Below are 13775 nucleotides of genomic sequence, written 5' to 3' on the forward strand. Positions count from 1 at the left end.
GGCCTCCTGAAAAATCAATAGGGAATCTTGAACTTGGCGCCTAGCAGTGGCGGCCTGTCGAGTCAATGAAAAGCCCATAAAGCCATGGCGCGCCGCGGCAAAGCAGCGCATGTAGGGGCCATGGCGTCGCGACAACAGCAAGCCCCGACCAGCCCGATCAGCGTCACGCTGAACGGCAACCGACTGACCGTCATCGAAGAAGGCGCGGCGCTGCGCGATGCGCTGGTCAGACTGATCGACGGTGCGCGCACGAGCCTGAAACTCTATTATTATATCTTCGCCGACGATGGCAGCGGCCGGCTGATCTGCGAGCGGCTGGTGGCGGCGCGGGCACGCGGCGTGGCGGTGACGCTGATGATCGACGGCTTCGGATCGTCCGATACGCCCGACAGCCTGTTCGCCCCGCTGATCGCGGCGGGCGGCCATTTCGGCCGGTTCGGGACGCGCCGGTCGACCCGCTACCTGATCCGCAACCATCAGAAGATCGCCCTGGCTGACGACAAAAGGCTTATGATCGGCGGCTTCAATGTCGAGGATGGCTATTTCGGCATTCCCGCCGACGATTGCTGGCGCGACCTGGGGCTGCTGCTGGAAGGGCCGCAGGCCGAGGCGATGGCGCGCTGGTATGGCCAGCTATGGCGCTGGGTCACGAGCAAGGGGCAAAGGTTCCGCACCCTGCGGGCGATGGTGCGGCACTGGCACCCATCGCTGCATCATGATCCGGCCGATCCGTTCCGCTGGCTGATCGGTGGGCCGACCCGGCGGCTGAGTCCCTGGGCGCAGGTGGTGAAGCATGACATGGACCGGGCGCAGCGGCTGGACATGGTCGAGGCCTATTTCTCGCCCGGCCGGGGCATGATGAAGCGGATCGCCCGCGCTGCCCGGCGCAAGGGCGCGCGCCTGATCCTGCCGGCCCTGTCGGACAATGGCGCGACGATCGCGGCGGCACGGCTGCTCTATGGCCCGCTGCTGAGACGCGGGGTCGAGATATATGAATATCAGCCCTGCAAGCTGCACATGAAGCTGATCGTGATCGACGATGCGGTCTATATCGGATCGGCCAATTTCGACATGCGCAGCCTGTTCCTCAACCTGGAGCTGATGCTGCGGGTGGAGGATGCCGGCTTTGCCGAGGCGATGCGTGGCTTCATCACCCAGCGGACGGGCGAGAGCCGGCAGATTTCGCTGGAGACCTATCGCGCCAGCCGCACCGGCCTGACGCTGATCAAGCAGTGGATCAGCTATCTGCTGGTCGGCGTGCTGGACTATACCGTCACGCGGCGGCTGAATTTTCGCGATCCCGACGCGGACTGAGCGGAATATCGGGCGCGATGTTGCGGCGCAGGCTGGTGAGCGCCAGCAGCGCCAGCCGCCGATCATCGACCGCGCCGTTCCGGCCGATGGTAGCGAGCGCGGTGTCGATGGCCCGCACCAGCGCAGGATCGGGATCGCCCTGCCCCCTGGCGCCAAGCCGATCGAAATGCTGGCGCACGCGCCCCAGCACGACATCGAGCAGCCGATCGTCGCGAGCATGGGCGCGCACCCGGAAGCGGTGGAGATCGTCGAGCGACATGCCCACGCGCGTGTCGCGCAATATATCAAGCAGCGGCGCTGTGGTGTCGCTGCCCAGTTCGGCAAGGCGCGGGGTCAGCAGGCCGATGCGGTCGAGCATGGTGTTGATCCATTTGACCGTGTCAGGCTGCTGCCGCGGATCGGTGCGCAGGGCAAGATCGCGCCAGCCCGCCCGGAGCAGGCGCAGCGCGGACTGTTCGGCGCCCACGGTGCGGACCATCTTGAGCGCCCAGACCGCGAGCAAGGCGCCCAGCATCTGGGCGATGGCGGCATTGGCGAAACTGTCGAACTGCCCGGTATAATAGCCATCGAGGCCCATCAGGCCGGGCAGCGAAAGGATCATGCCGATCGCCATCGCCGCCAGCCGCCGCCGCACCATCATCGCGCCGACCAGCAGGAAGGCCGGCGCCAGCACCGCGACCAGCACCGGGAAGTCGGACACGCGCGGCAGGATGGCAAAGGCATAGGGCGCGGCCACCAGCACCGCGCAGCAGGTGCCCTGCCACACTTTCCAGGCGGCGGGCGCGGGATCGTCCATATTGCTGAACAGGGCGCAGATGATGCTGGCGATGACTACCGCCCCTGCCCCGGCCGGCCAGGCCGACAGGATCCAGAGCAGGCAACCGATCAGCACGGTGAGGCTGGTCGCCAGCGCGCCGCGCAGCGCCAGCCCATAATCGCGGTGCAGGACGCGGCGGCGGGCGTTGCGGATCGCTTCCCGCGCGGGCGGTGACAGGGGAATGCGATCGGCGCCCATCGCCGCCTGCAACTCGCGGCAGATGGCATGGACGGCGACCAGTTCGGCCAGCCGGTCGAGCATGCTCAGTTGCAATGCCGCGTGCCAGGCGAAGGGCAAGCGGCAATCGGGCTCGCAGGCGCGGGCGCGGGCGCGGAGCGCTTCGGCCGCCCCGCCCTCCCCGTCCGGCGCGCCCAGCCAGGCGACGACATCGTCCAGCAGGACATGGACGGCCGGCGGCAAGGCATTGGCGCGCTGCAACTGGCGACAGCGATCCTCGACCGCGCTGGCCAGCGGCAGCAGCAGGCAAAGCTGCGTCTCTAGCGCGCGCAGCACCCCGGCCTTCAGCCGCAGCGCGCTGCTTTCGAACGGCAAATGGGTGGCAAGCTGGTGCAGTTCGTGGATGTCGGTCGCCAATTGCCGGCGGTCGCGGGTCACGACTGCATCGCCATGGTCGACCCGCAGGGAATCGCGCGACCAGCGTTCGGCGTCGATCATGATCGCATCGATCCGCGCCTGGAGGCGAGCCGACACGGTGCGCGGGAAGACGAGGCTGTGGACCAGCGTGGCCGATGCGATGCCAATGCCGATTTCCTGGGCGCGCAGGCTGGCCGCCGTGAAGATCGTCGCCTGCGCCTCGACCGCCGGGAAGGCGACGATGCCGGCGGTATAGCCCGCCAGCAGGAAGGTATAGGCGCGCGGCGTCCGGTCGAGCAGCGCGACAAAGGTGCAAAGCCCAAGCCACAGCGCCAGCGCGAGCGAGAGAAGTTCGGGGGCATTGCCGAGCAATGGCACCAGCAGGATCGCCACGCCCGCGCCGATGACGGTGCCCAGCAGGCGGAACAACGCCTTGGACGACACCGCGCCGGCGAGCGGCTGGGCCACGATATAGGCGGTGATGATCGCCCAATAGGGCCGGTCCAGCCCGATCCGCAGCGCGATATAATAGGCCAGCATCGCCGCGAGAAAGGCCTTGAGCGTGAACAGCGCGTCATGGCCGCCGTAGCGATCGGCCATCCAGCGCGCTTGAGGCAAGGCAGGCGTCACGCGGCACATCCAGCATCATCGGGCGGGGCCAGGCAGGGCGGCGACGCCGGTCGGGGGAATGAAAGCCGGACGCGTCGGCCCGCCACGCCGGATCGGGCGCGCATTGCTGGAGCTTCAGGCAAACCCTCTATGCGCCTGTCCAGGTAGCGAAACAATATGAGCCCAAGGCACAGCCATTGTGCATGATATGCACAACCAAACAGGGCCAGCAGGCATCAATCATCCCCTTGCCGCCGCCCCCGGCTTTCTGCACAGTCGCGCCGCCCAGCCGGGCCAGGGAGACGCATTTCCAAGCGTCGCACAATCAGAACAAGGACATCGCCCCATGCCATCCCGTCGCTTAGTTGCCGCCTTGCCCGCCGCCGCGCTGCTGGCCGCCAGCCTCAGCCCGCTGCACGCCGCCACCGCAGCCGATACGCAGGCCCGCGCCGGCGAGGCCGCCTTCCGCACCCTCTACAAGGAACTGGTGGAGACCGATTCGAGCTGGCCCAATGGCAGCTGCACCGTGGCCGCCGAACAGATTGCGACGCGGCTGAAGGCGGCCGGCTATGCCGATGGCGATATCGCTGTCGTGGTCGATCCCGCTCATCCCAAGGAAGGCAATCTGACCGCCGTGCTGCGCGGTTCCGATGCCAAGCTGCCCGCGCTGCTGCTGCTCGCCCATATCGACGTGGTCGCGGCCAAGCGCGCCGACTGGACCCGCGATCCCTTCACCCTGATCGAGGAAGGCGGCTATTTCTATGGCCGGGGCACGTCGGACGACAAGGCGATGGCGGCGAGCTTCGCCGACGCCATGATCCGCTTCAAGCAGGAAGGCTACAAGCCCAAGCGCAGGATCAAGATGGCGCTGACCTGTGGCGAGGAGACGGAGAAGGCGCTGAACGGCGTCGAATATCTGCTGAAGAACAAGCCCGATGCGATGGCGGCAGGATGGGCGCTCAACGAAGGCGGCGGCGGGTCGCTGGACGAAAATGGCAAGCCGGTCAGCCACGGCGTGCAGGCGGGCGAGAAGGTCTATCAGGACTTCACCTTCACCGCGACCGCGCCGGGCGGCCACAGTTCGCGCCAGGAACCGCATTTCAACGCGATCGGCTGGATGGCGCAGGCGCTGGCCAATGTGAACGCCTATGATTTCCCGGTGAACCTGACGCCGGCGGCCAAGGCCTATTTCGGCGCGTCGGCGCCGCTCTATCCCAAGCTGTCGCAGCCGATGGCGGCGGTCGGCGCGGGCAAGGCGACCGAGGCGGACTATGCAGCGATCTCGGCTGCCAATCCGAGCTGGAACGCCACCCTACGCACCACCTGCATTCCGACGCTGATCAATGGCGGCCATGCCCCCAATGCCCAGCCCCAGTCGGTGACTGCGAACGTCAATTGCCGCATCATTCCGGGCGAGGATGTCGAGGCCGTGCGCGCCAAGCTGGCGCAGGTCGGCGGCGACGAGAAGGTCAAGGTGACGCTGGCCGATCCGCCGCAGCCCAAGTCGTCGGCGCCGCAGCTGACGCCGCAGATCATGGCGCCGATCGAGGCGCTGACCAAGGAGATGTGGCCGGGCGTGCCGGTGATCCCGCGGCTTGCGACCGGGGCGACCGACGGGCGCTTCACCAATGCGGCGGGCATCCCCACCTATGGCGTGTCGGGCATGTTCGCCGATCCCGATGGCCAGGGGGTCCATGGCCTCAATGAGCGCATCCGGGTCAAGTCGCTGCTCGACGGCCGCGCCTTCCTCTATCGCCTGACCAAGGCCTATACCCAGTAATGCGAAAAGGGCTGGCCCGGATGACCGGACCAGCCCTTTCTATATTTGGATCAGCGCCGCGCGGATCAGCGGCCGCTGCTGCCCAGCACCCGGACTTCGCCGACCGGATAGCCCTTCTCGGCCATTTCCTTGGCATAGTCGCCACGGGCATCGGCCAGTTCGGTGCGATATTCCTCCCAGGCGTCGCGATTATCCTCCGCATCGCTGGAATGGCGCAGATCCTTGGTCAGTTCCTTGCGCGCCTCGGCCAGGTCGGTCTGGTAATTGAACCAGTAGTTGTTCTCCACGCCGGCGATCGGCGCTTCATAGACAAGCTGGTCCTCGACCGACGCCAGTTGTTCCTCATAGCTCACCGGGCCTTCACCCGGAGCCGGGCCACGCGCCTGGGGCTGGGCCATGGCGGCGATCGGGGTCATGCCGACCATGGCGATGGCGGTCAGAAGCATCGAACGGTTCATGACGTTTCTCCTCTTTCCTCATCGAACCTGCGGCAATAACGCACCGGGACCGGCATTTTGCGCCTGAACGGATGTGCAGAATGGACGAAGCGAGGCGCGACGGCGGTGGGCCGCAGCGCCAAAAAGGGCCGAATATCGGGCTTTTTCGCCCTGATTTCAGGCGATTGGGATTAGATCAGCGGATCACCAGATAGAAGGTTGCCGGCGCGCTGCCACCATTTTCTATCTCGATCGCATAGCGTTCGGTGAACAGCGGCAGCCAGGCGCAATCGGCCTGCGGCGCCGCCACCGGCTTGGCGCACAGCGTGCCGCCATCGGCATTGCGCACCCGGACCGACAGGGATGCGGCGATGCCGGTGGCGCGTGCCACCGAAATCTGCGCGCGCTGGCCGGCAAGGAACAGCTGGCGCAGCGTCACCCGCCCGCCGGCCGCCAGAGACCCGCGGCGATAGGCGGGGCCGAGCGCCCGGCCGCGATAGACCGGCCCGGCATGGACCGCGCCGCCGGCCTGCGCCTGCTGCGACCAGAGGGTGGACAGGTCATCCTGCCCCTCCGCCGGGCGCGCGCCGAGCAGCTTGAGAGTGTCGGCCGCCGCCGCGAGTGCGGCTTGATCGCCGCGCGCCTGCGCCAGATCGCCCTCCGCCAGGGTGCGCATCAGCGCATCGGTCGGCATCGGCTCCTCGACCACCGCGACCGGACCGACGCCCAGCATCAGCAGGGGCAGGAAGAGCCTAATCATCCGCCATCTCCGGCTGCACGACGAAGCGGGCGCCGGGCGCGGCATCCTCGACATGGATGGTCAGGCCATGGCGTTCGGCGATCGCGCGGGCGAGCGCCAGCCCCAGACCATGGCCGCTGCCGGGCGACGGATCGAGCCGGACATAGCGGTCGAAGACTAGTTCGCGCGCATCGGCCGGGATGCCCCGGCCATTATCCTGGACAATGATCAGCGGCCCCGGCGCCAGGCTGAGCAGCACGCTGCCGCCACGCGGCACATATTTGAAGGCATTGTCGAGCAGGTTGGACAGCAGCCGGGTGATCTGCATCGGATCGGCGCGGAAGGATATGCCCGGCGCCACCATCGCGTTGAAGGCGATGCCAAGATCCTCTGCACTGGCGCCATAAAGGTCCGCCAGATTGTCGGCAATCTCGCTGAGGTCGACATCGGCCAGGCCCCGGCGATCGCCGCGCAGCGCCTGGGTGCCGGCAATGTCGAGCAGGGAATCGAGCAGCCGCACGACACTGCGTATCTCGTCGCGCGACCGGCCGAGGGTGCGCAACAGCCCCTCATCCCCGGTCCGCTCCATCGCCTTTAGGATACGCGTATCGAGATGCATCAGCGGGGTGCGGATCTCGTGCGCGGTCTGATCCGACACGGAGCGCTGGGCCTCCATCAGCCGCTGCACCTGGTCCAGCATCGCATTGGTGTTGGCGGCCAGTTCGGCCAGTTCGTCGCTCGCCCCGGTGGCGCGTGCGCGCACACCGATATCGCCGGCGCGCACCGCGTCGAAGACATGGTTGATCCGTTCGACCCGGCGACGCAGGCGGCGCGCCGCGAAATGGCCGGCGGCAAGGCTGAGCAGGGCAACGATGGCGCCGGCAATGGCAAAGGCGATGGCGAGCCGGGTCTGCAGCGCCCGCGCCCGAATGTTGCTGCGCCCGACGATCAGCCGGGTGTCGGGACCAAGCAGCGTCGCCCGCGCGAACATGCGGTCGCCGCCGGGCAGGCGGATCAGCCGCGCTTCGGATACTTCGGACGCCAGGGCGGGCCAGTGATCGATATTGCCCGCCACCCGGCGCCCGGCCGCATCGGCGAGCAGATAATAGGCCTTTTCGCTGTCGCCGCGCTCCATCGCCAGCCGATCGGCGATGCGCGCCCTCAGTTCCGCCTCGCCACTGCTGACATAGATGTCGGCCAGGCCCGCCAGATCGGTATCGACCTCTCGCCCCAGCATCACGCGCCCGTCGGTCTCGACGATCCGTTCGACCACCAGGAACAGCACTAGCGTGGACGCCAGGCTGACCAGCAGGGCCGACAGCGTGACCCGGCCAAAGACCGAGCGCAGCAGGCCGAACCTAGCCATGGGCGGCGATCAGCCGATAGCCGGTGCCCCAGACCGTCTCCAGCACGGCGCTGTCGAACCCTTCCTCCAGCTTGCGGCGCAGGCGGCCGACATTGACGTCGACGACATTGGTCTGGGGATCGAAGCTGAGTTTCCACACATGGCGCAGCAGCATTTCGCGCGTGACCACTTCGCCGGCATGTTCCATGAGGTAGCGGAACAGCGCAAATTCCTTGGGCGACAGCGGCACATGGCGGCCCGCGCGATGGGCCGTGCGCGCCTTCACATGGCATTCCAGATCGCCGAACAGCAGCACCGAATCCTGCTGCAACCGCCCCGCCCGGCGCCACAAAGCGCGCACGCGGGCGACCAGTTCGTCTGGCTCGAAGGGCTTGGCCATATAGTCATCGACGCCGCTTTCCAGCCCCTCGACCCGATGCTCGCTGCGGCCGAGCGCGGACAGCATCAGCACCGGCGCCTCGATCCCGGCGACGCGCATGCGCGTCACCACATCGATGCCCGAAAGATGCGGCAGGGTGCGATCGAGGATGATGACATGATAGCGGCCCGATGCGGCGCGCTTGAGCCCCTCCGCGCCATCCTCCGCCAGGTCGACGACCATGCCGGCGCGGACCAGTATTTCGGCAATATTGGCGCGGGCCGCCGGGTCATCTTCCACCAGCAGCACGGAAATCGGGTCGGTTTGCGCCATCTTCACCGCCTGTCAGATAGCGCGAACGGCCGCCAGTGACAAAGCCTGTTAAGGCGGTCACTGGCGGCCGTTAAGAAATACAGCCGGATTATCAGATCATTATCAGATCATTATCAGATCTTGAGCCCCGCGCGCAGCATCAGCGCTCCGATGATCAGCAGATAGACGCCGAAAATCTTCTTCAGCGGCCCGGCGGGCAGGCTATGGGCGGCGGCCACGCCCAGCGGCGCGGTCAGCATCGACATCGATGCGATCGCTATCGTCGCGGGGATGTTGATATAGCCCAGCGAACCCCAGGGCAGGCCGCCTTCGCGGAAGCCGATGATGGCAAAGCCGATGGTGGTCGGGATGGCGATCAGCGTGCCGATGCCCGATGCGGTGGCGATGGCGCGGTGGATGGTGCGGCCGCACAGCGTCATCGTCATGATGGCAATGGTGCCGCCGCCGATGCCCAGCAGCGAGGAAAAGGTGCCCAACCCGCCTGCAATGCCGATGCGCGCCAGCCCCGACGGCATCTGGTCGCTGATCACCTTGCCGTTCAGCACCGGGATCAGGAAGTTGAGCGACATCAGGATGACGCCTGCGCCGAAGATCATCTTGAGCGTGCGGCCATCGACATGGCCCGCCAGCACGACGCCCGCGCCACAGCCCAATATGATCCAGGGCGCCCATGTCTTGAGGACGTCGAACTCCACCGCCCCGCGCTTGGAATGCGCCAGCAGCGATCGGATCGAGGTCAGGATGATCGTCGCAGCCGACGTGCCGATCGCGACATGGGCGATGCCGTCCTTCGTCCCGCCCAGCAGCGGCAGCACGACCAGCAGCGCCGGCACGACGACGAAGCCGCCGCCGATGCCGAAGATGCCGGCGGCAAAGCCGGCGAGCAGGCCAGCGGCCAGCATGGCAACCAGCGGCACGAGCCAGGTCATGATATCACCGGACATCAGCACGCCCCTTTCTGCAGTGCGCGACCGGCGCGCATGATGGAGCGATCGCCTTTTTGGATCAAGGCGGCGAATGTGGGGAAATCGACCATGATGTTAAACCATGCCTCTCTTCGGCGGAACCAGGATGCATGGGGGGCATGTGGTCATGTCCCCCTGCCCGACTAGACGAACGAGATCTTGGAACCCGCAAGAGAATCCATGGCGTTTATTTGACAATCGGGAAACAAAGCCCGGCGACGCGACGTCGCGCCAGACGAAAAACAGCGCAAAATAAAAGGACGCCAGCCCCGCAAGGGAAGGCTGGCGTCCTTTTGCCCGGCGCCTGTCGGGGACGCCGGGAAACAGGGGGCGGCGCGATCAGGCGATCGCGTCTTCCGCCGGGGTGTAGGGCAGGCCCAGATCGTCAGCGACGGCCTTGTAGGTGACCTTGCCGGCCCAGACATTGAGGCCCGCGAGCAGGTGCGGATCGCGACGCAGGGCGTCCTTCCAGCCCAGTTCGGCGATGCGCAGCGCGTGCGGCAGGGTCACATTGTTGAGCGCATAGGTGCTGGTGCGGGCGACCGCGCCGGGCATGTTGGCGACGCAATAATGGACGATGCCGTCGATGATGTAGGTCGGGTCGGCATGGGTCGTGGCATGGCTGGTTTCAAAGCAGCCGCCCTGGTCGATCGCGACGTCGACCAGCACCGCGCCCTTCTTCATGGTCTTGAGCATGTCGGCGCTGACCAGCTTGGGCGCGGCGGCGCCCGGAATCAGCACCGCACCGATCACCAGATCCGCCTCGGCCACGCATTCGGCCAGGTTTGCGCGGTTCGAGAAACGGGTCTTGGCCCGCGCCTCGAAATACATGCCCAGCTTTTCGAGCACTTCGGGATTGCGGTCGAGAATGGTGACGTCGGCGCCAAGGCCGGCCGCCATCTGCGCCGCGTTGAAGCCGACGACGCCGCCGCCGATCACGACGACCTTGGCCGGCAGCACGCCCGGCACGCCGCCCAGCAGCACGCCGCGGCCCCCATGCGCCTTTTCAAGGGCTGTGGCACCGGCTTGGATCGACATGCGGCCGGCCACCTGGCTCATGGGCTTCAGCAGCGGCAGGCCGCCGCTGGCGTCGGTCACGGTTTCATAGGCGATGCAGGTCGCACCTGAGGCGATCAGGTCGCGGGTCTGCTCCGGATCGGGCGCGAGGTGGAGATAGGTGTAGAGGATCTGGCCGGGGCGCAGCATCGCGCGCTCGACGGCCTGGGGCTCCTTCACCTTGACGATCATCTCGGCGCGCGCAAACACTTCGGCCGCGGTGGCGATGATGGTGGCGCCGGCCCGCTCATAGAGCGCGTCATGCGCGCCGATGCCCTCACCCGCGCCGGTCTCGACCAGAACCTCATGGCCATGGGCCGTCAGTTCATGGACGCTCTCGGGGGTCAGGCCGACGCGATATTCGTGATTCTTGATTTCCTTGACGGTGCCGACGATCATGAGACGCTCTCCATTTTGCAGCGGGATGGCCCATCCTGAAAGGACAACGCAGCCCCGCCGGTTGTGGCCCCATCATATCGCCAAGCAGGTGGCGATTGTTCCCTGATTTGCGCTTGCGATCGCCCGCATGCAGGACAATATATCGCGAAATCTTATTTCATCGGGATGACATTGCATGGATCGGTTCGACATCGCGTTGCTGGAGGCGCTGCAGAGCGATTCCCGCCGGTCGATGAATGAACTGGGCGAGCAGATCGGCCTCTCCTCCTCCGCCTGCCATCGTCGCATCCGCGCGCTGGAGGATGCCGGCATGATCGAGGGCTATGCCGCCCGGCTCGATCCGGCGGCGCTGGGCCTGACGCTCCAGGCCTTTGTCGAGATTTCCCTGACCAGCCAGAGCCGCGAGGCGATGGAACGGTTCGAGACGGCGGTCGCGGGCTTCCCGGAAATATTGGAATGCCATCTGATGGCGGGTCAGGCCGACTATCTGCTGCGGGTCGCCGCCGCCGACCTCAAGGGCTTCGACGCGGTCCATCGCGACTGCCTCGCCCGCCTGCCCGGCGTGTCGGCGATCCGCACCAGCTTCGCCATCCGTCGCATCCGCGACTGGCGCGGCTATCGGCTGCGCGATCTTCCTCTTTAAGGCGCCAATCGCACCGGCACCGGCGCATTGCACAGATCGACGCCACCCGCCGGCCGGTCGTAGAAATCATCCTTGCGGTTGGCGCGTAGCCGCAGATAGTCGGCGAAGCTGGCCGAACCGGTATCCATCACCTGGACATGCGGCTGCTCCGCCTGCGGCAGATCGCTTGCGAGGCGCACCGAGACGATCGGCAGCTTGCGCTCGGCATCGGTGTAGAAGCCCAGCTCACCGCTGCCGCGCGGCAGGCTGGTGAGCGCGGTCATCCCCTCGACGATGCGACCGACGACGGCGATGTTCCGATCGAGCTGGCGCGGCGCCTGGCCGATCACGGTATAGAGTTCCGCGCCCGTGCCGGCATCGGGCGACATGTTGCGGCCGACGCCGATCATGCCATAGCAGTGCGGCAGCCAGGCGGCGTCCCCGTCGATCGCCACCGGCCAGCCACCGATGAAGCCGGTCGCGCGCGCATAGGGATCGGGATAGGGCAGCGGCGTCAGCTTCGCCTTCATGCCCTCAAGCGGCTGGACATAGTCGGCCGGACTGGTCGGCGCGAGGCCGGCGGGCAGCGGCTTCTTTTCGGTCGCGTCGCCCCATTGGACAACATAATTGTCCTGCACCCGGTTGATGCTGGTGCCATCCCACCAATGGGCGGCGGCGAGCGCGCGGATATTGGCGACATGGCGCGGACCGAATTGCGGCGCCAGCTGGATCACCACGCGCTTGCCACCCTCGATCGTCATCACCAGCAGATCCTGCGCCGGGACGGCGCGCCAGGCACTGGCCGGCGCCTGCGCCACGACCGCGCTGGGCGTGGCCGGCGGATCGGCCGCATCGGCAGCGGCAAGGGGCAGGATGGCGATGAAGGGCGCGAGCAGCGCGGCACGGCGGCGAAGGGTCATGACGCGATCAAACAATTGCTGCGCAAGAAAGTAAAGCATCCCCTTGCCTAGTGCGTTGTCGCGCGATAGGGAGCCGCCTCCAGTGCGATGGAATATGAACCCGATTCACGCCGCTTACAGCGACGATGGGGTTCCTGCGGAGCGGTGGCCGAGTGGTCGAAGGCGCTCGCCTGGAAAGTGAGTATACGTCAAAAGCGTATCGAGGGTTCGAATCCCTCCCGCTCCGCCATCATCCTGTTATTTCACATCCGTTTCGAATCAGAAAAGCCCAGCTTTTCTGCGGCTTTCAGCGTGCTTCGCATCCACGTTCATCCCTGCCAGTCCACCGGTGACCGATTGGAAATGTGGGAGATTTGGTGGCATGGGAAAACTTTCCGCAACCGCTGTGAAAGCAGCAACATGACCTGGGCGGCTTAGCGATGGCGATGGCCTGTTCCTCTTCATCAAACCCGGCGGTGGGAAAAGCTGGATGTGCCGGGCGCAGAAGGATGGGAATCGAGGCGATTTTGGTTTGGGGAGCGCGTCGAAAGTCTCGCTGGCAACCGCTCGGGAGCGGGCGCGAGAAATCCGAACCTGGGTGGAGCTAGGGCTGGATCCAATCTTCGAGCGGCGCAAGGCACAGGGCATCCCCACATTTCGCCAGGCGGCTGCCAAGGTGATCGCGGCGCACAGCAAGACAGGCGGAACCAGAAGCACGAGAAACAGTGGCTCCAGACGCTCGAGGCCTATGTGTTCCCGCACATCGGCCATGTGCGGGCCAATGAGATTACAGGGCCCATGATCCGCAACGCGCTGGCGGATATCAGGCTCGCCAAGCCCGAGACGGCGCGACGGGTCCGGCAACGGATCGGCACTGTTGTCCATTGGACATATGCGTCGGACTATCGCCAGACTGAAGCCCCCATGCGCGCGATCACCAAGGGGCTGCCGCGACAACCCAAGCAAGAAGGGCATTTCGCAGCCATGCCTTTACCGGCATGGGCCAGGATGTTTTCCAGCAGATTGGCGACTGGGTGCTTGAGCGATTGCGCATCGCCCCGCACCTCTACCGCCTGCAGGTCCACTGTCAGACCGCGACCATCATCGTCGAAGGCCGGCCGAGCATCTGGTTGAGGATGGTCGATATCCGGTCGAACTCGCTGCCCGTTCAACGACCGGCATCCGGCGGACATAGTCGCCTTCGATGATCCCCTGCGCCGTGCCGCTACTCAACACCATATAGCCCGATCCCCGGACCGTGCGGATCGCATCCCCACGTCCACCCTCGTTCAACTTGGTGCGCAGTCGGCTCATATGGGTTTCGACCAGCCGGGATTCTCCCGCGACATAGGCCTCGCGCCACCAGGGACCGATAGAGATAGCGCCGCCCCTCCACCTCATGGGCGAACGCCCTTGTTAACGAGCCGGGCGAGCAGCGTCTTGACGGTCTGCAAGCTGATCCTCGCAAGGCAGTGCACAGACCTTTT

At 66.2% G+C, this 13775-nt stretch carries 13 protein-coding genes and 1 tRNA gene; 5 read left to right on the forward strand and 9 right to left on the reverse strand.

All coding sequences use genetic code 11. The features are described from left to right. The first annotated feature begins 84 nt into the window (after positions 1–84). A complete protein-coding gene (locus tag E5554_RS21075) occupies positions 85–1314 on the forward strand; it encodes a phospholipase D-like domain-containing protein (RefSeq protein ID WP_136187977.1) in 1230 nt (409 codons plus the stop codon). Here the strand turns inward: E5554_RS21075 and E5554_RS21080 are convergent. Further along, positions 1274–3325: an FUSC family protein gene (locus E5554_RS21080; RefSeq protein WP_136187978.1), complete on the reverse strand. Its 2052-nt coding sequence runs from the start codon at positions 3323–3325 to the stop codon at positions 1274–1276. The two genes, E5554_RS21075 and E5554_RS21080, sit on opposite strands and share 41 nt — an antisense overlap. A gap of 355 nt (positions 3326–3680) precedes the next feature. Between E5554_RS21080 and E5554_RS21085 the strand changes: the two genes are divergently transcribed. Next, the gene (locus E5554_RS21085; protein WP_136187979.1) at positions 3681–5114 is read left to right on the forward strand and encodes a M20/M25/M40 family metallo-hydrolase; all 1434 of its coding nucleotides are present in this window, start codon (positions 3681–3683) and stop codon (positions 5112–5114) included. A gap of 65 nt (positions 5115–5179) precedes the next feature. Here the strand turns inward: E5554_RS21085 and E5554_RS21090 are convergent, their stop codons facing one another. The 6 genes from E5554_RS21090 to ald all read right to left on the reverse strand — a co-directional run bounded on the left by E5554_RS21090 (position 5180) and on the right by ald (position 10767). Next, positions 5180–5572 carry a hypothetical protein gene (locus E5554_RS21090; RefSeq protein WP_004208283.1) on the reverse strand — a complete coding sequence of 131 codons (393 nt, stop codon included), beginning with the start codon at positions 5570–5572 and terminating at the stop codon, positions 5180–5182. Positions 5573–5747: 175 nt separating this feature from the next. Then, a complete protein-coding gene (locus E5554_RS21095; protein WP_097384343.1) occupies positions 5748–6311 on the reverse strand; it encodes a hypothetical protein in 564 nt (187 codons plus the stop codon). Continuing rightward, on the reverse strand, positions 6304–7656 hold the full coding sequence (locus E5554_RS21100) for a HAMP domain-containing sensor histidine kinase (protein WP_136187980.1): 1353 nt from the start codon (positions 7654–7656) through the stop codon (positions 6304–6306). Before E5554_RS21100 ends, E5554_RS21095 begins: the two co-directional genes overlap by 8 nt. Continuing rightward, positions 7649–8347 (reverse strand): response regulator transcription factor, encoded by a 699-nt coding sequence (locus E5554_RS21105; RefSeq protein WP_069338082.1) that lies wholly within the window; start codon positions 8345–8347, stop codon positions 7649–7651. The genes E5554_RS21100 and E5554_RS21105 overlap by 8 nt, the downstream gene beginning before the upstream one ends. 113 nt (positions 8348–8460) lie before the next feature. After that, positions 8461–9291 carry a sulfite exporter TauE/SafE family protein gene (locus tag E5554_RS21110; RefSeq protein WP_004208288.1) on the reverse strand — a complete coding sequence of 277 codons (831 nt, stop codon included), beginning with the start codon at positions 9289–9291 and terminating at the stop codon, positions 8461–8463. Between the two features lie 360 nt (positions 9292–9651). Continuing rightward, on the reverse strand, positions 9652–10767 hold the full coding sequence (ald, locus tag E5554_RS21115) for an alanine dehydrogenase (protein WP_136187981.1): 1116 nt from the start codon (positions 10765–10767) through the stop codon (positions 9652–9654). A gap of 175 nt (positions 10768–10942) precedes the next feature. On the opposite strand from ald, the gene E5554_RS21120 reads away from it, so the two are divergent. After that, entirely contained in the window at positions 10943–11410 is a 468-nt protein-coding gene (locus E5554_RS21120) for an Lrp/AsnC family transcriptional regulator (RefSeq protein ID WP_069338080.1), read from the forward strand. Here E5554_RS21120 and E5554_RS21125 read toward each other — a convergent pair. Then, positions 11407–12309: a peptidylprolyl isomerase gene (locus E5554_RS21125; protein ID WP_136187982.1), complete on the reverse strand. Its 903-nt coding sequence runs from the start codon at positions 12307–12309 to the stop codon at positions 11407–11409. The genes E5554_RS21120 and E5554_RS21125 overlap by 4 nt on opposite strands. A gap of 138 nt (positions 12310–12447) precedes the next feature. Between E5554_RS21125 and E5554_RS21130 the strand changes: the two genes are divergently transcribed. Then, positions 12448–12538, forward strand: a tRNA-Ser gene (locus tag E5554_RS21130). Positions 12539–12778: 240 nt separating this feature from the next. Beyond that, positions 12779–13090 carry an Arm DNA-binding domain-containing protein gene (locus E5554_RS23425; RefSeq protein WP_234781465.1) on the forward strand — a complete coding sequence of 104 codons (312 nt, stop codon included), beginning with the start codon at positions 12779–12781 and terminating at the stop codon, positions 13088–13090. 299 nt (positions 13091–13389) lie between these two features. On the opposite strand, the gene E5554_RS23545 is transcribed toward E5554_RS23425, so the two are convergent. Beyond that, positions 13390–13689, reverse strand: a complete 300-nt coding sequence (locus E5554_RS23545) for a winged helix-turn-helix domain-containing protein (RefSeq protein WP_081260945.1) — start codon at positions 13687–13689, stop codon at positions 13390–13392. Positions 13690–13775 lie beyond the last annotated feature (86 nt).

This window comes from Sphingobium sp. PAMC28499 (assembly GCF_004795815.1).
In the GTDB taxonomy this organism is placed as follows: Bacteria; Pseudomonadota; Alphaproteobacteria; order Sphingomonadales; family Sphingomonadaceae; genus Sphingobium; species Sphingobium yanoikuyae.